The organism is Pseudoalteromonas sp. LC2018020214, from assembly GCF_016598755.1.
Taxonomy (GTDB): Bacteria; Pseudomonadota; Gammaproteobacteria; order Enterobacterales; family Alteromonadaceae; genus Pseudoalteromonas; species Pseudoalteromonas distincta.
The window spans coordinates 931519-953923 of record NZ_CP066804.1; the positions used below are offsets into that span (position 1 = coordinate 931519).

At 38.8% G+C, this 22405-nt stretch carries 21 protein-coding genes; 10 read left to right on the plus strand and 11 right to left on the minus strand.

Translation table 11 applies throughout. From position 1 onward, the window contains the following. Positions 1-4: 4 nt before the first annotated feature. From JG479_RS04075 to JG479_RS04095, 5 genes are all read left to right on the plus strand, one after another. Positions 5-337 (plus strand): hypothetical protein, encoded by a 333-nt coding sequence (locus JG479_RS04075; protein ID WP_002958746.1) that lies wholly within the window; start codon positions 5-7, stop codon positions 335-337. A 69-nt stretch (positions 338-406) separates the two neighbouring features. Then, the gene (locus JG479_RS04080; RefSeq protein ID WP_200220023.1) at positions 407-2056 is read left to right on the plus strand and encodes an Lcl C-terminal domain-containing protein; all 1650 of its coding nucleotides are present in this window, start codon (positions 407-409) and stop codon (positions 2054-2056) included. Between the two features lie 9 nt (positions 2057-2065). Continuing rightward, positions 2066-2584 carry an Lcl C-terminal domain-containing protein gene (locus JG479_RS04085; RefSeq protein ID WP_200220024.1) on the plus strand — a complete coding sequence of 173 codons (519 nt, stop codon included), beginning with the start codon at positions 2066-2068 and terminating at the stop codon, positions 2582-2584. Between the two features lie 166 nt (positions 2585-2750). Further along, positions 2751-3668 carry an ExeA family protein gene (locus JG479_RS04090; protein WP_200220025.1) on the plus strand — a complete coding sequence of 306 codons (918 nt, stop codon included), beginning with the start codon at positions 2751-2753 and terminating at the stop codon, positions 3666-3668. An 11-nt stretch (positions 3669-3679) separates the two neighbouring features. Beyond that, on the plus strand, positions 3680-4732 hold the full coding sequence (locus JG479_RS04095; protein ID WP_200220026.1) for a general secretion pathway protein GspB: 1053 nt from the start codon (positions 3680-3682) through the stop codon (positions 4730-4732). Positions 4733-4785: 53 nt separating this feature from the next. Here JG479_RS04095 and JG479_RS04100 read toward each other — a convergent pair whose 3' ends face one another. Together JG479_RS04100 and putA are read right to left on the minus strand one after the other, a co-directional pair. After that, a complete protein-coding gene (locus tag JG479_RS04100) occupies positions 4786-5979 on the minus strand; it encodes an HD-GYP domain-containing protein (RefSeq protein ID WP_002958741.1) in 1194 nt (397 codons plus the stop codon). A 118-nt stretch (positions 5980-6097) separates the two neighbouring features. Continuing rightward, positions 6098-9901 (minus strand): bifunctional proline dehydrogenase/L-glutamate gamma-semialdehyde dehydrogenase PutA, encoded by a 3804-nt coding sequence (gene putA / locus JG479_RS04105; protein WP_024596881.1) that lies wholly within the window; start codon positions 9899-9901, stop codon positions 6098-6100. Between the two features lie 168 nt (positions 9902-10069). Here putA and JG479_RS04110 point away from each other — a divergent pair, with 168 nt between their 5' ends. Continuing rightward, positions 10070-10552: a winged helix-turn-helix transcriptional regulator gene (locus JG479_RS04110; RefSeq protein WP_024596882.1), complete on the plus strand. Its 483-nt coding sequence runs from the start codon at positions 10070-10072 to the stop codon at positions 10550-10552. 79 nt (positions 10553-10631) lie between these two features. Here JG479_RS04110 and JG479_RS04115 read toward each other — a convergent pair whose 3' ends face one another. From JG479_RS04115 to JG479_RS04145, 7 genes are all read right to left on the minus strand, one after another. After that, positions 10632-11621: a sensor domain-containing diguanylate cyclase gene (locus JG479_RS04115; RefSeq protein WP_039484818.1), complete on the minus strand. Its 990-nt coding sequence runs from the start codon at positions 11619-11621 to the stop codon at positions 10632-10634. Between the two features lie 184 nt (positions 11622-11805). Continuing rightward, positions 11806-12186 (minus strand): DP-EP family protein, encoded by a 381-nt coding sequence (locus tag JG479_RS04120; protein WP_200220027.1) that lies wholly within the window; start codon positions 12184-12186, stop codon positions 11806-11808. A gap of 20 nt (positions 12187-12206) precedes the next feature. Next, complete coding sequence (locus tag JG479_RS04125; RefSeq protein WP_200220317.1) at positions 12207-15461, minus strand: nSTAND1 domain-containing NTPase; 3255 nt, start codon at positions 15459-15461, stop codon at positions 12207-12209. A gap of 162 nt (positions 15462-15623) precedes the next feature. Continuing rightward, positions 15624-16460: a mechanosensitive ion channel family protein gene (locus JG479_RS04130; protein WP_002958733.1), complete on the minus strand. Its 837-nt coding sequence runs from the start codon at positions 16458-16460 to the stop codon at positions 15624-15626. Positions 16461-16498: 38 nt separating this feature from the next. Continuing rightward, on the minus strand, positions 16499-17242 hold the full coding sequence (locus JG479_RS04135; protein ID WP_169059746.1) for an LrgB family protein: 744 nt from the start codon (positions 17240-17242) through the stop codon (positions 16499-16501). After that, on the minus strand, positions 17235-17588 hold the full coding sequence (locus tag JG479_RS04140; protein ID WP_002958731.1) for a CidA/LrgA family protein: 354 nt from the start codon (positions 17586-17588) through the stop codon (positions 17235-17237). Before JG479_RS04140 ends, JG479_RS04135 begins: the two co-directional genes overlap by 8 nt. A 71-nt stretch (positions 17589-17659) precedes the next feature. Further along, the gene (locus JG479_RS04145) at positions 17660-18451 is read right to left on the minus strand and encodes a crotonase/enoyl-CoA hydratase family protein (RefSeq protein WP_200220028.1); all 792 of its coding nucleotides are present in this window, start codon (positions 18449-18451) and stop codon (positions 17660-17662) included. Between the two features lie 367 nt (positions 18452-18818). Here JG479_RS04145 and JG479_RS04150 point away from each other — a divergent pair, with 367 nt between their 5' ends. Genes JG479_RS04150 through JG479_RS04160 form a run of 3 tightly spaced genes read left to right on the plus strand, consistent with a single transcriptional unit; the run spans position 18819 to position 20460 of the window. Further along, the gene (locus JG479_RS04150; RefSeq protein WP_002958729.1) at positions 18819-19139 is read left to right on the plus strand and encodes an HI1450 family dsDNA-mimic protein; all 321 of its coding nucleotides are present in this window, start codon (positions 18819-18821) and stop codon (positions 19137-19139) included. Positions 19140-19181: 42 nt separating this feature from the next. Beyond that, a complete protein-coding gene (locus JG479_RS04155) occupies positions 19182-19994 on the plus strand; it encodes a DUF481 domain-containing protein (protein WP_024597159.1) in 813 nt (270 codons plus the stop codon). A 25-nt stretch (positions 19995-20019) separates the two neighbouring features. Then, on the plus strand, positions 20020-20460 hold the full coding sequence (locus tag JG479_RS04160) for a hypothetical protein (protein ID WP_200220029.1): 441 nt from the start codon (positions 20020-20022) through the stop codon (positions 20458-20460). A gap of 84 nt (positions 20461-20544) precedes the next feature. Here JG479_RS04160 and JG479_RS04165 read toward each other — a convergent pair whose 3' ends face one another. Continuing rightward, positions 20545-21030: an FKBP-type peptidyl-prolyl cis-trans isomerase gene (locus tag JG479_RS04165; RefSeq protein WP_002958726.1), complete on the minus strand. Its 486-nt coding sequence runs from the start codon at positions 21028-21030 to the stop codon at positions 20545-20547. Between the two features lie 12 nt (positions 21031-21042). Then, positions 21043-21954: a CAF17-like 4Fe-4S cluster assembly/insertion protein YgfZ gene (gene ygfZ / locus JG479_RS04170; RefSeq protein WP_002958725.1), complete on the minus strand. Its 912-nt coding sequence runs from the start codon at positions 21952-21954 to the stop codon at positions 21043-21045. A gap of 164 nt (positions 21955-22118) precedes the next feature. Between ygfZ and JG479_RS04175 the strand changes: the two genes are divergently transcribed. Then, positions 22119-22370, plus strand: a complete 252-nt coding sequence (locus JG479_RS04175; protein ID WP_002958724.1) for an FAD assembly factor SdhE — start codon at positions 22119-22121, stop codon at positions 22368-22370. Positions 22371-22405: the final 35 nt, after the last annotated feature.

Sequence of the window (22405 nt, forward strand, 5' to 3'; positions counted from 1 at the left end):
AAAAATGAGTCAAGACAGAGCCTTTTTAAAAAGTGGTCGAAACACCATAATACATAAAGATAAAAAGCATGATTTAGTGATTGTAAACTCTGAAATTCATCCTCGAATTAAAGTAACGCAACATGGCCTGGAGCCATTTAAAGAAGAATTACCTAAAAACCGCCGTGATGCAAAAGAGCGTTATTTAGAAATGGTTTATGTAAGTAGCGCTGATGTATTTGGCGAAGAAAAGCAGTTGCTGTTTATTCAAGCTCTAGACGGGCGTGAATACAAAATAGATTACAGTAAAATCGGTACAAAGTTGTTTGTACGCATTCATCAAGATACATATATGTAGTACTTTAATGGCATCTTTATTGCTAGTGATTACACTATAGTAATTATTTGACATAATAAGGTGCTGCGTATGAAAGCGTTTGCTTTAATCCCCCTCATTTCGTGTGGTTTACTGAGTGCGTGTGGAGGCGGTGGCGGTGATAGCGATAATACAGTTGTTGAAACGTCTGTTAATGCTGGAGCCGATTTACAAATTATCGAAAAATCTGAATTTACCATCACAGCACAAGGTTCCCCCGCTGATGGTACGTTTTCATGGCAACAAGTTAGCGGCCCAAGCATAGAAGGTTTTCCGCTTGAAGGCGCTGAGCAAACACTTACTGCACCTGACGTAAAAACTGATAGTGAAATAATATTAAGAGTGAGCTATCAAAGTACAGGTAGTAGCGCTGTTAGTGACGACATTTCTATTTCAGTGAGCTCTAATAACCAACTACCTCTTGCTGTTGTTACACAAACATCTCCTGAAACACTTCCCTCTGTATACAAAGATACAGTGACTTTGAGTGCCCTAGAGTCGAGCGATCCTGATGATAATGGCCAAATTGATAGTTATTTGTGGCAATTGCTATCGGGTCCTGATTTAGATATTGAGAGTTTTAATGAATCGACTCTTAGTTTCTCTCATCCACTACTTGAAAGTAACGTGAATTTATCTTGGCAGCTAACTGTCACTGATGATGAAGGTGGCGAGGCGAGCACTCAATATTCAATGACCCTCAACAAAACAAATGAGTTAGTGGATGCAAATGCAGGCGCAGATCAAAATGTCGAAGAGTTTGAGCAAGTAACGCTTGATGCTACAAATAGCGAAACCGTTACCGATACCTATAAGTGTGAATGGCAACAACTTACCGGTAATACCGAAACATTAAGCAATAGCGACCAATGTATAACGACATTTTTTGCCTCAGATGTTGATACTGAGTCTACATTGAGCTTTGAAGTCACGGTAACCGATTCAAAGGGGCGCACCGATACAGACTCTTTATTTGTTGATGTATCACCCAAAGCACTTGGACTCATCAACGATAGTGGTGTTGGTGAGTGTTATAACAATACTCAACGTATTAATTGTGAGAGTGATGACTTTCCAGCGCAAGATGCAGAGCTTGGACGCGATAGCTATGCAAACCGCTTAGATAAAGTTGGCAAAGGTAATTTAGCGTTTGATTACACTAAACTTAATCAGTTTGCTGATGAAGTTGGTGATGATAGTAGTGACTTTACCTGTATACGCGATAATGTTACTGGGCTTGTATGGGAGGTGAAAAGTGTGGCATCTGGCACGGTACCAAATACTTCGTTACGTGATGGTCAAAATCATTACTTTTGGGATGTAGGGAATACGACTTTTACCGATACCAGTACCGCCAATTCAACGTGTCCGGACAATACAAGTTGTGGAGTACAAAGTTATATAAACGAAGTTAATGATTTAGATTTTTGTGGTGGTACAAACTGGCGATTACCTACTTATACAGAGCTTTTGGGCTTAATTGATTACGGTAAACAAGGGCAAAGTATATTAATTGATGAGGCATTTTTTCCTAATATGCCAAGTGAAAGTGCATTAAGCCATTTACGTTACTGGACCTCTCAAACAGCAGCTGATGGTACCAGTTTATCTCAAGCGTATATCATTGATATGAGTGATGGTAACGACCTTGCTTATCCAAAAGAAAATACTGCTTATGTACGTTTAGTTAGAAGTCGTTAGGAGAAAATAATGAAATTAAAATTACTCTATGCACTAGCAACTATAAGCTTGAGCTTTAATATTGCAGCGTCGCAAACGTGCTACGACGGTGCAGATACCACAACACCGACAGATAGATTTACCATAAATGCAGATGGCACAGTGTCTGATAGTGAAACAGGCCTTATGTGGCAACGCTGTAGTTATGGGCAAACTTATAATACAGAGACACAACTTTGTGAAGGCTCAACACCTTCTCTTACTTGGCAAGAGGCACTACGCGGTGCTAAAAATGATACAACCGCAGATTACGATGATTGGCAAATGCCTAACATTAAAGAATTGGCGAGTATTTTAGAGCACAGTTGCACAGAGCCGAGTATTAATGAAGACGTATTTTTGGGCACTAAGCTTCAAAACTATTGGTCAAATACATCGGGTGTAAGCACGATGAGCTCAGCGTGGGTTTATCAATTTGATAGCGGGTTGAATAGCTTACATGCTAAAACCAGTAATGTGTATTTACGGTTAGTGCGCTACGAAGAGTAAAATGCATACTAAGATTAGACAGACAAAAGTGCAGCCTTAAAACAGCTGCACTTTTTTTGTTTTACATAAATTTACGTTATTTCAATAATAAAGCGCTTACAACGTTGTCACTCAGCGCATTTTTTTGCCATTATAGGCCGTGATTTAATTACGAAGGAACATCACGGTGTATTTAAGCTATTTTGGCCTGAACGAAAAACCTTTTTCGATCTCGCCCAACCCTCATTACTTATTTTTAAGTGAACGACATAAAGAAGCCTTAGCACACCTTACCTATGGATTAGGTGAAGACGGTGGTTTTGTATTATTAACAGGTGAAGTAGGTACAGGTAAAACTACAATTACCCGCAGTATGTTAGAGCAGCTTCCTGAAAACACTCAAGTAGCGATGATCCATAACCCAGCGCTTTCAGAGCTGGAGTTATTAGCCAGTATTTGTGATGAGCTCAATATTAGTTACGATGTTCATAATGCGACGCTTAAAAGTCTTACCGATATTATAAAAAAGCATTTAGAGACTAATAATAAATCGGGCGGGCACACTATACTTATTATCGACGAAGCACAATTACTTGCCCCTAACGTGCTTGAGCAATTACGTTTGCTGACAAATATAGAAACCGATCATAAAAAATTATTACAAATAGTGTTGGTTGGTCAACCTGAGCTGCAAGACCTTTTGAAGCGCAACGAATTAAGGCAACTTGCCCAGAGGATAACGGCTCGTTACCATTTATTACCACTTACGCAAGGCCAAACAGTCGCTTACATAAAGCATCGGTTACATATTGCAGGGTGCGATAAAGGAATCTTTTCGATGGATGCCATGCAAGCTGTTCATCAATTAACTGGCGGTGTGCCACGATTAATGAACTTGGTCTGTGAGCGTGCTTTAGTTGGGACTTTTGCAAAGCAGCAGTTGATAGTTGATAGCGATATAATAAAAAAATCAGCCCATGAGTCATTACCCATGGATTTTGTAGCACCGGTTAGCGAAGCTAACAAAGCAACGTCATTTGTACCCTATAGCCTTGTATTCGCTGCTTTATTTGCCGTAGGCATTGGGCTTTCATTTATTTTATAGTTAGGTAAGTTATGTCTTATTTATTAGATGCGCTAAAGCAGTCGCAGCAATCAGATATGAGTGCTGAACAGTACGACTTACAATCTGAGCAGTTAAAGCAACAGCAAGCACTTAAGCGTTATAGACGATTAGCATTAGTATTTGGTACAAGCTTAGCTGCTTTTATTGCGGTAGCGGGTGGCTTTACCGCCGGAAAGTGGTTTCAAAGTACGACTTTATTAAACGCAGCGGAACCCGCTGTAATTAAGGTGGTGGAAAGCGAAAAATCATCGCCTAACAAAGACGTTAAAGAGGAAGATGCTGAAGCTGAAGCTGAAAAACAGCAAGTAGCTAAGTTGGAGCCTGCTAAAGTAGCTCCAACAAATACTGCAACGATTGAAGGGCAACTTGTGCATGTGCAAACCCCCAATGGTGTACAGCAAATGTTATTAACCCCAAATGGTCAGTATATTCCTATGCCGTCGAGCCAGGTCACGAGCGCAGCAGGTTATAATCAGCAAAACATGCAACAAGTAATGCCTGTTCAAAATTATAATCAGCCAGCGTTTAACCCACAAAGTAATTACAATCCAAACAATCCAAACAATGCACAAAACACTGCGGTATTTGGGCAAAATCAAAATACCGCATCGGCTCAACTTGATATGAGTAAATATAAAGTATTGGGTAAGCCAATTAATGGCAGCACCCAATCCCAACAGACGAGTGACCCTGAGCTTGATGCCGTGCCTACAACTCTTAAAAATGCATTTGCGCAAGCTATACAAGATGTCGAAAAAAACCAAGATTATGAAGTTACTCAAGCGTCAAAAACGTCATCACGTGTTGAGCCTGTAGAGTTACTACCAGATGGTTTGCAATCAATGTTACCTAGTATTAAATATCAAGCGCATATATATTCATCGAGTGCTGATAAACGCTGGATCAAGCTAAATGGCCGAGAATTACACGAAGGAGAAAGCATAGGTGCTCTAACAGTCACAGAAATTACACCTGAGCAAAGTGTGCTAGATTTTGATGGTTATGAGTTTAGCTTAAAAGCTTTGCAAGACTGGCCGCAGTAAGCGCTTAGTTATCATGTTGAGAGCTCGGTAGAATACCGAGCTCTCAATAGTGCTTAGGATAATATTGAATTTTTATAAAAGCGTTCTAAATCAATATTATATTCTTTAGGTTTAACCGCTGACTCAAGAGTGTCTACAGTTTTTTTATTAGATAAATCAATATCTTTTACTTCGGTGTAGCGGCTATGCTTAGCGCTGTAAAATGTTTTAACGACAGGTTTTAGTGGTGCCCCCGGATTACTCTCGGTGACCAAACCTACTCTTTGGCTCGATAACCTGACAAGCGTTCCTACCGGATGGATGCCAATACATTGAATAAATTTATTAAGCAGCACAGGATCAAAGCTATCTGGGCACCCGTCTTTTAATATTTTAAACGCCTTTATTGGCTCCATGCCTGCTTTATAAACACGTTCTGCGGTAAGTGCATCATAAACATCTACAATTGACGCCATACGCACATACTGACTTATCTCGTCACCTTTTTTACCAAACGGGTAGCCTTTACCATCGAGTCTTTCGTGGTGCATACCTGCAATATCTACCGCGATTCCTGTTAAGCCAGAGTCTTCTAATATCTCTTTACTGAAAAGCGAATGCATTTTCATTATTTTAAATTCGTCGTCTGTAAAGCGCCCAGGTTTGTTTAGCACTTCATCAGGGATTTTTATTTTACCAATGTCGTGTAATAGCGCGCCGGTAGTCAGCTCAACAATAGTATCTTTCTCTATATTTAAGTGTTTTGCAAAAATACCCATTAATATTGATACATTAATTGAGTGCTCAAGTAGGTAGGCATCTTTTTGGCGCATTTGAGTAAGGCAGGCTAGGGCATCTTGATTTCTAAAAACAGAATCCATAAAGCCACTTGCCAGTTCTCTAAACGGCGCTATATCTATATCACGGCCAGCTTTTATATCTTTAAATGCTTTTATTTGCAGTGTTTTTGCTTCGTCATAAAGCTTTTTTGCTTTTCCCATTTCTTGCTCAGCGCTGTTTATTTTTTGCCAAGGATCACGCTTTATTTTTGTTGTAGGTGTAGCGATAGGATCTTTTTCAGGGACTGAATCAATGAGGGTTTTATCTGGGTCGATTTCTACTTCTAAAATACCTGCTTTTATCAGGTTATTAATACCAGCTTGAGTTTTAACCCAGCCTTGGTTTTTAATTTTAATACTGCCAGTTTGTTTGGTAACGCTTTGCACAAACATACCTGGGACTAACTTAGTAATAGGGATGGTTTTCAATTTTACGGCTTCAGTTGTTAATCTACTTTTAAACTAACAAACTTATACGTAACGACCAAATAAAAAAGGCACTTTACAGTGCCTTATTTTATTTTTTAGTAAAAAAGCATTAGCTTAATTATTCATCATCTTCAACAAGCGTCATTAGCGAGGTATTACCGCCTGATGCTGTTGTATCAATACTAATTGTTTTTTCAGTAATTAAGCGCTTGATTAATGTATCGTAATACTCAGAGCTAATTACCGGTAAAATTGCGCCTTTACGCTGTGCAAGCTGTTGGCTAAAGTAGCCTAAACGAGACGAGCGAGCAGCAACTACCGCACCAGCTAAATGAGGGTGAGCCAAGATAGCTTGTAACTGATTAGGTTTAGCTACTTGGAAAACACCTTCAGCAACACCTGTAGAGATAAATTTATCTTTAAAGGCAACAGCTTCATCGTAAAACAGCTCAGACGCTACAGTAATTACCGTATTACCTGCGGCAATAGCGGTAATGATAGACAATGCCCAGAAGTTAAATGATGTGCTCTTATCTGCATAACACACTACACAACCACGCGCTTCTAGATGAAGTGTATTAGACTCACCCGTTGGCCCTGGCAGGGTAGTAAATTTACGCATGTGCTTTTCAAGGCGGTTAAGCTGTGCACGAGCTTCTGATAATGTTAATGCTAAATCGTCTGCTAAATCGTCGATAATTTCTACCGTCGCGATTTTAGCAAGCAACTGACGCACAGCTGAAACACGGTCGTTTAGTGGTGTTGCACGCCAGATTTTTTCATCGCGCATTGAGTTAGCCATTAGCTTTTTAACTTGCTCATTTGCACCGCTATAGTGGTGTAAATCAAGCTCATCTGGCGTCAGGTTTGTCATTTGCACGTTATCTGGTGATGCCTTTTCTTTTACTAAACGTTGAAGGTAGTTAGGGCCACCGGCTTTAGGGCCAGTACCTGATAAACCACGGCCACCAAATGGTTGCACACCAACAATAGCACCAATCATGTTTCGGTTAATGTAAACATTACCTGCACGTGACATTTTAGCAAGGTACTCACAGCGCTCTTCAATACGTGAATGTACACCCATTGTTAAGCCATAACCTGTGTTATTAATTTGATCCATCACATCATCAAGTTCGCTCGATTTAAAACGCACAATATGAACACATGGGCCAAATACTTCACGTTTAAGTACTGATAAATCTTTGATTTCGTATAAACGAGGTGCAAAAAAGTATGCGCCATTTTGCGTGTTATCCGGGATTTTACACTCGTAATGAAGTATAGAATTACCTTTTAAGTACTCAACGTGCTCGTTTAAGTTTTTAAGTGCTTTTTCATCAATTACCGGACCAACATCAGTTGATAGTAACGATGGGTCGCCAATGTGTAGCTCAGCTAGAGCCCCTTTAAGCATTTCGATAATGCCATCTGCTACGTCATCTTGAATGAATAAAACACGAAGAGCAGAACAACGTTGCCCAGCACTTTGAAAACCAGAACTGATCACATCGTCAACTACTTGCTCAGGAAGCGCCGTTGAGTCAACAATCATACAGTTTTGGCCACCTGTTTCTGCAATTAACGGTACTTGAATATCGTTACGTGCAGCAAGTGTTTGAGAAATTAATGTGCCTGTTTCAGTAGAGCCTGTAAACATAACCGCTTGAATGCGTTCATCAGGAACAATTGTTTTGCCTACTTCAGAACCACGAGCAATAACCGGTTGAACAACATGCTCAGGTAAACCAACAGACAGCATTAGTTCAATAGCACGAAGGGCGATTAAACTTGTTTGCTCAGCAGGCTTTGCAATTACAGTGTTACCTGTAACAATCGCAGCGGCAACTTGGCCTAAGAATATTGCAAGCGGGAAGTTCCACGGGCTAATACATAAAATAACGCCACGGGCTTCAAAACGCTCATCTTGCGATAGCTCCTCAGCGCGCGCCGCGTAGTAACGGCAAAAATCAACCGCTTCACGTACTTCATCAATACCATCTTGCGCTACTTTACCTGCTTCTTTAATACAGATGGCAACAAGTTCGTCGTGATGACGCTCTAAAATGTCAGCAACGCGACGCAGTAAGTTAGCTCGCTCTCTTACTGGTGTTTGTGACCAGGATTCAAGTGCGGCTTCTGCGTTAGCTAGTAATACTTTCATCTCTTCGCCAGTTTGCAATTTAACGTGGCCGATGATTTCTTTGTGATTTGCTGGGTTTTTAACAGCTAATGAGCCTTCAGGTACTTGGCTTTGCTCAATTAAGTGCTCGTTAAACCATGTTTCAAGATTCTCTTTGAAAGGGGTAATAACGTTAATGTCGGTTAAATCCATGCCTTTTGAGTTAGCACGTTCTTCACCGTATAAATCAATTGGCATTTTGATTTGCGTATTGTACTTATTACGCAAGCCTTGCAATGTTTCTACAGGGTCTGGAAGTAATGATTCAACAGGTTTTGTTGTATCAACAATTGCGTTTACAAATGATGAGTTAGCACCATTTTCTAATAAACGACGAACAAGGTACGCAAGGAGGTCTTCATGTTGACCAACTGGGGCATACACGCGGCACTGAATTTTTTCTTCGTTAACGATTTGGTCGAATAATGACTCACCCATGCCGTGCAAACGTTGAAATTCAAAACCTGTATTGTCGCCTTTGGCTACTTCTAAAATAGTTGCGGCAGTATAAGCGTTATGTGTAGCAAATTGCGGATAAAGCACATCGCGCGCTTCAAGCATTTTAATAGCACACGCTTTGTAAGAAACGTCTGTTGTTGCTTTACGGGTAAATACAGGGTAGTGATCTAAACCATCTTGCTGTGTGGTTTTGATTTCAGTATCCCAGTATGCGCCTTTTACTAGACGTACCATCATCTTGCGACCAACGCGGGTTGCAAGGTCAGTTAGCCATTCAATTACAAAAATAGCGCGTTTTTGATACGCTTGAACCGCTAAGCCAAATCCTTGCCAATCACCAAGATCTTCATCACTGAATACCGCTTCAATTACATCTAATGAAATATCTAAACGGTCTGCTTCTTCTGCATCAACGGTAAAGCCGATATCGTATTTTTTAGCGGCAAGAGCAAGTTCTTTTAACTTTGGTACAATTTCTTCCATCACACGGTCTTTATGAGTGAACTCATAGCGTGGATGAATAGCAGAAAGCTTAACTGAAATGCCAGGGCTCTTAATTGGACCACGACCATTAGCCGCTTTACCAATTGAGTGTATAGCATTCATGTAGCTGTCAAAGTAACGCTTCGCATCTTTCATTGTGCGCGCGCCTTCGCCTAGCATATCGTAAGAATACACATAACCTTTTTGCTCGGTTTCGGCAGCACGTTCAATTGCCTCGTCAATGGTACGACCCATTACGAATTGCTTGCCCATAATTTTCATAGCAAAGTTTACAGACTTACGAATAACTGGCTCACCTAAACGACCAATGGTCTTTTTAAGCATGCCGAACTGTTGTTCTTTAGTTTTGTCTGTGTAGTTAACCATTTTACCGGTAACTAATAATCCCCAAGAAGATGCGTTTACAAATAAAGAATCGCTGCTTCCTAAATGAGAGCTCCAATCACCTTTGGCTAACTTGTCACGAATAAGTACATCTTGAGTTGCTTTATCTGGTACGCGAAGCAGTGCTTCGGCCAAACACATTAATACAACGCCTTCTTCACTAGAGAGTGAAAATTCATTTAAAAGCGCATCAACACCGCCTTGCCCATCTTGCTCTTTACGAATGTTCAAAACAATCTGGCGGGCTCTTTCCCAGGCACGACTTCGTGCTTTTACGCCTACTTCTGCAAGCGGTAAAATATGATCAATAACTGCATTTTCATCTATGCGGTAAAAGTCACGGATTCTTTGTCTGATAGGACAAGTAGTAGTTAAATCGCCGTTGAATAACATAAGCAACCCTCAGGATGTTAAGAATTAAAGTAAAATTAATTACCAATAAATTACCAGTGATATTGTGAGTGCATTCTAATTAAAATTCAGCAGAATATGCTGGTTAAATTTCGCGATTTACGATAATTTACAGGGTATAAATTTAACTTATCCGCATAAAATTCTGTTATGACAATTCCAAATAGATTACGCATGCTAGATCGTATTGATTTAGCCATACTAGACGTTCTTCAAAAGAACGGCAGAATTTCTAATGTTAACCTCGCAAAACAGGTTAATTTGAGTGCCAGCCCGTGCCTAGATCGGGTTAAACGATTAGAGCAAGAAGGCTATATTGAAGGCTATTATGCCAAGCTTAGCGAAGCTAAACTTAATCAGAGCTTAGTAGCGCATGTTCAAGTATCGCTTGTTGCTTCAAATACAGCTGTATTTAAAGTATTTAGAGAGCACATATTAAGGATAGAACAAGTAGTCGAATGTGACATGGTTGCTGGTGGTTATGATTACTTATTAAAAATTCGCGTTTCTAATATGGAAGAATACAGACAAGTTCTTGGCGACTTAGTAGATATTCCCGGCGTGGGTACTCATCATACTTATATGGTGATCGAAAAGATTAAAAAGGACGAAGGATTGCTAATCGATATTTAAGCTTTTCTCAAGTAATAAAAAAACCGCAATTGCGGTTTTTTATTTTAGTAGATAAATGCTATACCAAATAGTTAGTACATCATCTTATACATAATTTATTACGCCCTTCCGACTTCGCCCTGTATAAGGCAGTATCCGCCGCGCATATTAATGCCTCAGATGTTCTGTATTGATTATTGTATTCACACGCTAAACCCTGACTTACACTTATTTTTACATTCGCTGGTAAACCGAGATCTCTAAAATTAATGTTGAGTATTTTTTCCTGAATACGCTTAGCAATCATTTGTGCATTTGAAATGTGCGAACGAGGCAGCACAACAGCAAACTCCTCACCACCATAGCGTGCTACTAAACTGTCTTTAGATGGTAAGCACTCTTCAATTGTACGAGCGACTTTTTGAAGGCACTTATCACCTTTTACATGGCCAAAGTTATCGTTAAATAATTTAAAGTAATCAATATCGATAAGTATAAAGCTAAGAGGCTGCTTGTTAACTATGCACTCTTGCCAATTTTTAATGATGGTTTTTTCTAAAGTACAACGATTAGCAATACCAGTGAGGTGATCAAGTTTGGCTACGTTTTCCAGTACTTTATACTTTTTAACGTGCTTTGAAATATCATGCATTATACAAATAAAAAGTGGGGTACTTGCGACTACCGATTCGGGTAAACATGATATAGATAACTCAACATCTAAACAGTTACCATTGTTTTTTCTTATTTTAACTTCTTTTGGACCATGATTGAGTGGTGTTTGATAGTTGTTTTTCCAACTTTCAAACATGTATTTATAGTCATCGCGATACTGTTCTTGTAAACAATCTTGCCATTTTTTACCTATTAATGAATCAGACGTTACATTGAAAAAACGCGCTGCAACGGGATTTACTGATTCAAACACCCCATCTGCATTAACAATAAAAATAGCATCGGCCATGACATTAGTGACATTAATAATTGCGCTTATTTTTTCATTGTTAACGGTATTAGAAATGCTGCTGATTAATGCAGATACAGCGCTGTCGGTATTGTTTGCTCTGCTATTTTCATTATTGTTAGACATGGTGTTGCTCATTTTTATTGTTAATGAAACTTTATGTCTAGCAGTTTATTCAATTTATCGTTTTTAAACCTTTCGGTAACCTTCTGATTTAAGTTGTTGTTATTTATGTTTATTTAAGGGGCGTTTTTAAATAAATTGCACCGCAATTAATATGCCTGTGCAATTTAAAAATAAGCATTACTAATTAGAGTTCTTTTTCATTCTTAACTTGAGGATCTGCGCTTTCATATTTATTGCCATTACACTCAACGTTAAAGATTAAGCATACAGAGCCATTATTTTCATCTGTGTCGGTAATGATAATTGTGTGGCCGTTGTCACTTACTTTATAGCTGAAGTCTTGGGCGCATGGTTTTTGTGTGTCGATATCGGTGATAGTAGCGCCAGTAAATACGAAACCATTTTGAATTGTGGCATCGTCTAAATTGTAGTTGCCAGCGGTTTCAGTTGTTACAACACCACCGCCAGTAGCGGGTTCGCCATTTTTTGTATAGCTAAAAATAGCTTTACCGTTGTTAAGTTTAATATTTACTTGAAAGTCGACATTTTCTAGGGTGTTATTCATATCATTTCCTTTATGAGTAATTATAGTTGGAAGTTCGTAATACCTAATTTAACTAGGCTTGTTTTTATTTCTGATATCTCGTCTTCCCTGTTTAAACAGGTATAAGCTTGTACTAGTGGGTATGTTATTTTTACGCTCTGACTTATTTTTGCAGCTTCAGAAATAGCTTTGATAGCACTTAAGCAAAATTGCTCTCGCTGTTTATTAGTTGTAGCTAAGTTTGCTTTGATTAAGTTTATTCTTGTATATACTAAGTAATCACCAGTTTTAGTTAGGTTGGCTAATTGATGTTTGTAGTTTTCATTATTCTCAAGCTCAGTTAATAACTCCTGCGCTTTGAGTGGTGATTGTCTATTTATAAAATATTGAACCAGTGTAATTTGTGTATTAATAGTGCTGGTATTTTTAAAATTTTGAGATTTTGAAAAATTAATTATTTTTTCAATTGTTGAGTCAGTAGCTTCATCAGTAGATAGCATTAGTGAATGTGCTAAAGAGCGATAATACATAAGCTGAAATTTATTGTTTTTTGGATCTTGTACTAAAGCTTCATTGATAACTTGATTAGCCAAGCTGGCTTTTTTATGGGCCATCCGTTTATCACTCAAATAGCTCAGTAAATAACTTTGTTGCATATATAGGTTTGCTGACGTGTAAAAAAGGCTTGCATCACTAGGGTAGTCAGCAATCAATTTTGTGATTACGCCAACTGCACCTTCCAATATATTAACTGCTTCATTAAAGTTACTTAGCTTCTCTTCTGTTTTTGCAAGCCAACTAATCGTATCGGATTTATCTCGAAGTAAATCTTTGTTATTAGGTTTCAGTTTAAGCGCTTTATTTTTAAGTAAAAGTGACTCTGCAAAGTTCTTTTTTGCAGCGCTGTAGTTGGATTTTTCTATGTATAAAGAACCTAAAGAATTAGATGAATACGATAATTCCATAATGGAGTTAAAATCATTGGCTGCCAGCGCATACATTTTTTTACTGTAAGCGTGGTATTTTTTAAACATTTGCTCAGTAGCTTGATGATCATTTTGATCATAAGCTAATTGACCTAGCCAAAAGGCATTGGCGCCTGCAAGCGTTAGTAGCTCTAAGTTGTTAGGCTGTATTTTTAATAATGCCTCAAGGCGGGTGCGGGCGTTTTCAAAGGCGGTAAAGGCTTCATCGGTTTTACCGCGCGAATAAGCTACTTCACCCATTGCTTCGAGGGTTTGTGCGTACTGAAAACGCTTGTTAAATTGTGCTTTATTATCGCTAAAGCTAAAAAGTGAACTTGAATCGTCAGTTTGATCAGTAAAATACTCAAGTGCTTTATTACTAATACCATCAAGTAAGTCCATACGTTCAACGCTACGTAATTTATCGGCAAAGTCGCCGACCATAAACCCTAGTAAGCTTTCGGCCTCAAGCTGCTTTTTTTGCGCATGCTGTTGGGCTTTAAAACTAGTGAAGCTCATTAATAACGCGGTAAATGTAAGTAAGCACAATAAAGCAACGGTCACTCGTTTTGCTCTTATTTTTGTTTTTGTTTTTTTTACAGAGCTTTTGATAAGAGCATGCTCGTTATCATCTAATTTAAACAGTTTGTCGTTAAGTAATAGCTGCGCTTCTTGTAGCGGTTTACCTGGCGCTAGGAGGTAAGCACTACTTTTACCTTCATCTAACCAATTTTGTGTTTGATGTTGTAAACGACTTCTTATTGCTAAGGCATCTTTATGATCATTAATCCATTGTTTTGCGCGCGGCCATTGACGCAATAATGCCTCGTGAGCAAGACTAAAACAGGCTTCTTGGTTTTGTAAATGCGATACAAATAAACGGCTATCGACCATGGCTTGCACAAGCTCTTTTTGGCTTGTGTTTGTTAATGTTTGCCAGCGGGCAGCGCGGCTCGTAATGGTTTTACCATCTGGGTTTAAAGTGATCAGTTGTGATAATACGCTTTTTAGTTGCTGCTGTTGCTCATTACTAAGGTCAATAAATATATCTTCTGCTTTTTTGCCTATGGCGCCCTCAATACCCCCGAGTTTTTTGTAAACACTGTGCAGTAGCTCGTTATTATCACTGCGCTGTAAGTACAGCTCTTGCAATGTGTATTGCAGCATGGGCAATGCATCGGGGTTATTGGCGGTATCGGCGCACAATATTTCATCCAGTGGTGTTTGAGTTTGTGGGTCATTGGAGAACGTTAAATTAGCGGTTAACGCTGGCAGGCGAATAATTTGTTGAAGCTCTTGGCGGTTTGGCGGTGTTAAATCGTAGTGCGCGCCATGAGCTTTGCCTGCCATTAAACTTGGTTGTTCAACCACTAAAGGGTAAAAGTCGTTACGACACGCACTAAATACAATCACAGCTTTAGAGATTGCTAAGCGTTCAATAACCGATAAAAAATGGCTGCGTGTTTCGCTACTAAATATAGGAGAAGAAAGCAGTACTTCTAAGCGGTCAATAAATAAAAATAACTGGGGTGTTTTAAGTTGTGTAGAGGCTTTACTAAGTGCGGCTTGTATGGCGTTAATTACGCCATCTATTGCCAATTCTAGTTGCTCTGCAAGTGTTTGCGCGCTTAATCCTTCAAACACAGGCTGGGCGTTTATATCCCAATCAAGTAATGCAGAAGCTAAGTCTAGAAAAAGTCTATTTTTATGCACATCTGCAAAGTCGATCTGGGTGTAGGAAATAACCCCGATGCCATTATAGCCTCGCTCATCTAGCAGTTTTGGTAAAATCCCAGCATTAACAAGCGAAGATTTACCCGTACCGCTAGGGCCAAGTATTAAGCAAAAAGCACGACCGTAATTTACTTGGCTAGATATCCTTTCCAGTAGGGTAGCTATAGATTGGGTACGGCCAAAAAAAACGTGGGTATCATTTGGGTTATATGCACGCAGGCCTAAGAAAGGGGATCCTCCCTGCCATGTACTCTTAGTGCTTGGGATAGGATCTGCTAACGGAAAAGATAATTTTGCAATAATGCGGTAGCCACGTTTACGGATAGTTTCAATGTAATGTGGTTCATTGGCTTTGTCACCGAGCGCTTTTCTTAGCTGAGTGATAGTTTTATGTAATGGATTATCGCCAATATCAGTATTTTTCCAGCATTTATTGAGCAATTCATCGCTGCTTACAATGTCGCCACTTTGTTGACACAAATGCAATAAAACTTCCATCGCTTTGGGCTCTAACTGTTTGGCTTTACCAGTGAGTTGAATTGAGTTAGTTGAAGGTGTTACTTGCCAATCGCCTAGGTAGAAGGGGTTGCGCATCATCATTACTCATTATTGTTTTTTTATTATTAAAATTAAGTGCGTATTGATATTTATTAACACTATTTATATGGCAAATAAATCTATAACACAACTATTTGAGTTTATTCTGAGCAGAGGGGGGTAGTAAAGGATGAGCTTGCAGATATGCAAGCTCAAAATAAATTAGCTTTCTAGGTCGGCTTTGTTAATTGTAATGACGCGTTGAGGGAATGGAATTTCAATATCAGCGTTATTAATTGCTTTATAAACACCACCGTTAATAGCCAGTTTGGTTTCGATAATTTTAGTAGTAGGCACCCAATATCGGTAGCTTATTGTAACACCGCTATCGGCGAAGCGTTCAATACCCACTTGTGATAACGGATTTTGTGCGACTAATTCATGTGCTTTAAGTACGTCTTCAATGAGGCTAATCGCGTTATCAGAGCATGCACTATAAGCTATATCTATTTCACCTTTGACCAATGAGTAACTAAATGAGTTATGAAGTATTTCACCCACTATGTGCTTATTTGGAATAGTAATTTCTACTTTTTCTTCATTGATTAAAATAGTGTAGCCAAGCTCAATTGTTTTAACTTGGCCGCTTACATTTTTAACTTCAATAGTATCACCAACAACAAAAGGTCGAGTGGCTATAATGGCAAGGCCTGCACCATAATTAGAAAGCATTCCTTGCAGCGCTAAACCAGCACCTAAAGATGCAGCACCAATGGCTGCTACAAATGGCGTAACGCTGATACCTATTTTGCCAAGTGCAATAATTATAACCATTACAATGAGCAGTACTTTTACCACGCTACTGACAAAGTTTGTGAGCGTAATATCAACGTTATGACGGGTCATTAACGCGGCTACAAATTTGGCAAGCTTTTGTGCTATCCACAAACCAATGAGGACGATAAAAATAGCGCCAACAATTTGCATACTGTAGGTAACCATATACTCAGTAAGCATGGTGTAATATTTTTCAAACTGTTCGATTTCAGAACTGATCATAAAGCGCTCTATGTTAGGGCTATGTTGTATTTTTCCAACTATAGCAAAATGTTGACTAAAAATGGATATAACAGCGGCACTATAATCGCTGTTAATAAAGCACTTAGTGCCATTGCAACTGATGAGTAAGCGCCTACTTTTGGATGCTCAGCAATAGCAGCAGCGGTCCCAATTGCATGGCAAGCTGTGCCCATGGCAACGCCTTGAGATTCGTGATTAAAAATATTAATGAGTTTAAAAAGCATAAAACCAAATAAAGCGCCTAGTAAACCAATAAAAATAACTAAAGCCGCAGCAAGTGAGCTAATCCCTCCTAACGAGTCGGTAACAATTAAAGATATTGGGGTCGTCACACTGAGTGCGGCAACAGATGCACTTAGCTGTGCAGGTGCGTTAAATAATATGCTTAGCAAAAATGCCACAACGGTTGCGTTAACAATGCCTAAGCTACATGTTGCGACTATGAGTAATAGATTTTTTCGTACGTGTGTAAACTGCTGATATAAAGGAAGCGCTAGAGCCACAATTGCGGGCTCTAATAACCAGCTTAGTAATTTGCTGTGCGTGGCAAATTGCGTATAAGGCAAATTTAGATTAACGAGTAGTAAAGCGATAATACTAATACTTAAAAATACGGGGTTGGTGAGCGATTTAAATACGCTGTTTTTTATACTTTGGTTTACGGCCCTTAGTGCTAAAAATAATACAATAATAAAAGGAATACTTAGCCACCATAAATTAGGCTGTAGCTCTGAAATAGCGGAAAAAGTAAAATTAGTCATTATTTTCTCTTCCCTTAAAGTACGCAATTACACTGCTAACAAGCAATAAGGTAGTTATAGGGACAAGCACCACAACTGATGCTAAAAATGCCCAGTGCGATTTTATAAGGCCGAGATGTTCAATAAATCCCACGCCAGCAGGAATGAAAAATATAGGCATAATATTTAAAATAGGGGAGGCGCATGGTTTTATATGTTGCTCTTTTACAATACCCGACAAGAGTAAAACTAATAAAATAACCATAGCGAGTAACGGTGCAGGAAAGCTTCCACCAATAAAGTGCATAATGAGTTTAGCGCAGGCTAAACATAGTAAAATAATAGCGCTACTGAGCAGATATTTCATCAAAGTGGCTCACAGAAAAGATAAGAGCTTAACTTTAACAAATCAAACTCTTTTATGCATTGTGCAATAGTCTACCAGTGCTTTGTATTTGCGTAGGTTATATCCGCTTTTCCTTTTGCTTTAGCAATTGCTTTTTTAGTGTTTGGGTTTAGCAATAAGCGAATTTGGCTAAAGGTTTCTTTAGCGAGTATTTTTCGTTGGTTTGGTTTATAGCTAAGTTGTGTAACACGTTTAATAGCAGCAAGCGTATCGGGTGAGCGCTCAAGTAATGTATTGAGCATGTTTTGCGTGGCTTGTTGAGTATCATCGGTAAGCTGAGTAACTAAACCTAGCTCATTTGCTTGTTGTGCTGTGATTAGGTTTGCGTGGCTTGCAAGCCAAAGGGCTTGGTCACGCTTAACTAAACCGCTCATCATTACATTTGCGCCCATATCGGGGCACAACCCCCAACGCGCTTCCATAATGGCAAGCTTGGCATCAATATGAACAATCCTGTAATCGGCACCTAGTGCTATTTGTAATCCTCCGCCTAAACAGTTGCCATCAATTTGTGCAATAACGGGCACGCTGAGTGATTGCCAGCCTAATACTACTTTTTGCGCTAAATTTTGATTGCCAGGTAACCATTTAAGTAATAATTTTATAATATTCAATGGTTCCGCCATTACGGCTGATATATCAAGGCCTGCACAAAAATGCTCGCCATCGCCTTTTATTACTACAGCACGAATACTGCGATCTCTTTTTATGTTTTTAATGGCTTTGTTTAGCTCTACAAACATTTCAAAGCTTAATGCATTTTGTTTTTTTGCTCTGCTAAGCGTGACGGTTGCAATGCCATTTTGTTTTTTTAGTTTTATCATTACACACTCCTCTGACCTGTTAGTTGAGCTTATGTTGTTATAAGAATTAAGTAAAGTGACGGTATTTTATAAATAAATGGAATTTATTGCTAAAGCTGTAGTCTTAAAGGGTTAGATTTAGATGAGAAAAAGCTAAGCAATTAGAACTTGAGATAATAAAATTTTTTACGTTGTTATTTTAAGCTTAAATTAAAAAAGTAATCTTGATATTCAATGGGTTAGTTAAATTGTTATTTATTGTTTGAGTTGTATGCTGAATAAAGCATGACTCAGTTACAAAAAAGTCAGTGTTTTACGTTTTTTTTTATCAAAATGATGATGAGATTTGATAATATAGCGCAACTTAAAAGCTTAAGGTTAAGCACATATGTCGGGTCCACGTTTATATACGGTAGAAGAAGCTACTCACCAAGCTTATGATATTTTTTTAGAGCTAGCGCCAAATAACTTGAGTGATAAAGATGTTGAAGACTTTAATGAGTTTAGAGAAGACCTAGGCTTTATTGAAGAAGACGAGCCAGACGATCAGTGGCAAGATTTTGTTGCCCTTGAGATAGAGCCTGAGCACTTTATTCAGGTGCTAGTTGGTTTAGAATTTGAAAATGATGATGTTTTGTTTGCTAAAATTTTGATTAGTCGTGATAAAGATGCTCCGTTTTGTCATATTTTATGGAAAGAGAGTGAATAAGCAATACCGCTTATTTTTATAATTGTGTGCAGAGAGAGTGTTGTGCGTAAGTATTTATTTTTAATTTTTTTAATAATTAGCTGCCCAAGTTGGGCTGTTGATCCATTTGAAGATTTTCATGAATATGGCAAGCTCTCTGATGAAGAAATTCATGAGTTACACAAAGGTGATATGCTTTACGGTGATACTGAATTTGGTTTTATTCTAAGTAAAGGTAACACCAATTCGACCAGTTTTAAGCTCAAAGGTAATTTATACCAAGATTTTGAAAAGTGGCGTAACCAATTCAAAATAGACTCTCTTTATAAGCGTGATGAGAACGATGAAAGCGGTGGCACTGATGTTACAGCTAATCGTATTTTTGTATCAGCGCAAGGTAACTATAAAGTAGGTGTTAAAAACTCCTCATTTTTTATTTACGGTGATTACGAAGAAGATGAGTTTAGTGGACTTGATTTTAAAAGCACGGTGGCGACAGGCTATGGTGCGCGTGTATATCAAGGCTCTAAAAACAAAGTAGATATTGATATAGGACCTGGTTTATACCGTTCAGTCGCCGATGAAGATTCGGATGTGAGCGAAGATGAAATTGATAAAACCGGTTATTTAGTACGTGTAGCAATGCAGTGGGAACGCTTAGTTTCTAAGCGTACTCGTTTTAATCAAGATGTGAGTATAGAGCAGTCGCTTTCAGGTCTTAATTCTCGCTTAAAATCGGAAACCGCACTGATAAGCCAAGTGATTGGCGCGGTATCACTCAAATTTACCTACATGTATCGTTATAATTCAAAACCCGAAGATGATAAACTCAAGTTTGACTCAGAGCTGAGTGCTACATTGGTATACAGCTTTTAAGTATTTATTTAATTTAGAGAATATTATGTATCAGCATAAACAGTATGCGGTGTTTATCTTTTTTGTATTAGCGTGGATTGGCGGTTTTGTGGCGCTTGCGTGGAACTTGTTAGGCGCTGATGGACCTTTAATAATATTTACTGGGATTTTAGTGCTGGTGGGCTTTTTGTTCCATGGCCTAACAGTAAAAGTAGATGATAAAAATATTAGCTGGGCGTTTGGTCCAGGCGTTGCTGGGCAAAGTATTGAGCTTAGCGAAGTAGCAGAAGCAAAAGCAGTTCAAAACTCTTACAGGCACGGTATTGGTATGCGAATTACTCATGATGGTTGGGTGTATACAGTATCTGGCTTTAGTGCAATACAGTTAACGCTCAAAGATGGCACCTTGTATAGAGTTGGTACCAACGATCAAAAAGCTTTACTAGCTGCTTTAAAAGAAAAAAAACGTATCAATCGCGCTGCCTAGTAAGCCAAAAGCTGAAACGGTTAAGCGTAACAATATGATATAAAAAAAGCGCCTTAGGCGCTTTTTTATCTGTTTAGCAGTGCATTAGTGGTCGTGGCCACACCCACCTTCGCCATGTACGTGGCCGTGAGTTAATTCATCTTCTGTCGCATCACGTACTTCTAGTATTTCTACATCAAAGTTAAGTGTTATACCTGCAAGTGGGTTATTACCATCTACAATCACTTCTTCATCTTGGATATCGATGATCATTACTGATTGGTCACCATCATCTGTTGATGCACGAAATTGCATGCCAACTTCAATTTCCATACCTTCAAACATTGATTTAGGTACTGCTTGCATTAGGTTTTCGTGGCGCTCGCCGTAACCTTCTTCAGGTTCAACCTTTACGCTAAGCGTGTCGCCTGGTTGCTTGCCCAGCAAAGCATTTTCCAGGCCTGAAATTAAATAGCCTGTGCCAATGATAAAGTGTAGTGGCTCACCACCGAACGAGTTATCAATGCTATTGCCATCATTATCCATTACTGAATAATGCATTTTTACCACTTTGTTTGCCGCAACGATCATAGTCATTCCTATTTATTCATCTTCAAGAGAGTAGGGTAGAGGCAGAATGCTTAGCTCCACCTGAGGTGTGTGTTTTGCACGAAGTACCTGAGTTACATCAGTATCGTTTGGCAACACAACGAGGCCTGTTAATTTATTTGTTTGCTCATCAAAGCTTTGTGCAATAAGTTTACCTGCACGGCGCCAATTTTCGCCTAATTGGGTTTCTAAATCAGGCTCTGAAAGAATCCCTTCGCTTTGCCCTGAAACGATATACATTGCACGTTTATTTTTACCAAGGTACTTCATACGGGCTACGGTTTCTTGACCTGTATAACACCCTTTTTTGAAACTTATACCGCCAATAGCATGTAGGTTTACCATTTGAGGAACGTACTCGCCAATTGCATCTGCACTTAGCTGAGGCTCACCGGCAAGCATCGCTGCTTGTTGCCAAGGGGCTTCGTTATCAAGTGTGGATACGTTATCAGGCATGCTAAATTGGTTATCAACCATTATTAAAACACGGTTATCAGCTAATTTTAGCGCTTTACCATTCGTAAAATCACACGCGCTTGCATCGCCTTCAAAGCTAATATCAAGTTGTGCCAGTACATCAGATAAATCATCACCAATTAAACCAATTAAACGCTTTGAGCATTCAGTAATATCAACTTTTGCAAATACAGCGTATTTTTTAAGTTCAGCTAATGATTTTTCAACTTCAGCTTGGCTACCCGCAAGGTAGTAACTATCTTGGTAAGAAAATAATTTAAATACACCCCAAAGTTTACCTTTGGCGCTGCAATGGCCAGCCCACAAATAATTACTGCTGGTTAATTTATTTAGATCTTGAGTGATTTGTCCGTGCAAATAAGATAATTTATCAGCACCGCAGAGGCTAATAAGTTGATGAGATAACGGACATGCATAAACGCTCGACATAAAAACCTTCTTTGCAATATAAATGAAGTGACATAATAACGCAGTTGTTACGTATGGTACAGACAAGCGCTTATTGGTGCGGGTTTATTATTTAATGAGAGATTAATAGCTGCTAAATAGGCTTGTGTTTGTTAAACTCGAGTCAATTAAGTATGAGGTTTAAAATGGTTGAAATTCATAGTAAAGCACGTATTCGTTGGGCTTGTCGTCGTGGCATGTTAGAGCTAGATGTTTTGTTTATGCCGTTTGTAGAAGAAGCATACGACTCTTTGAGCGCAGAGCAACAGGCTATCTTTCAGCGTTTGCTAACAGAAGAAGACCCTGACTTATTTGCATGGTTTATGGGTCATGAAGAATGTAAAGACGAGCAGTTAAACGGTATGGTTTCGCTGATCTTAGACCGAGTTCGTGTATAGGTTTACGGTTACAAATAATAAAGCTGACCACAAAC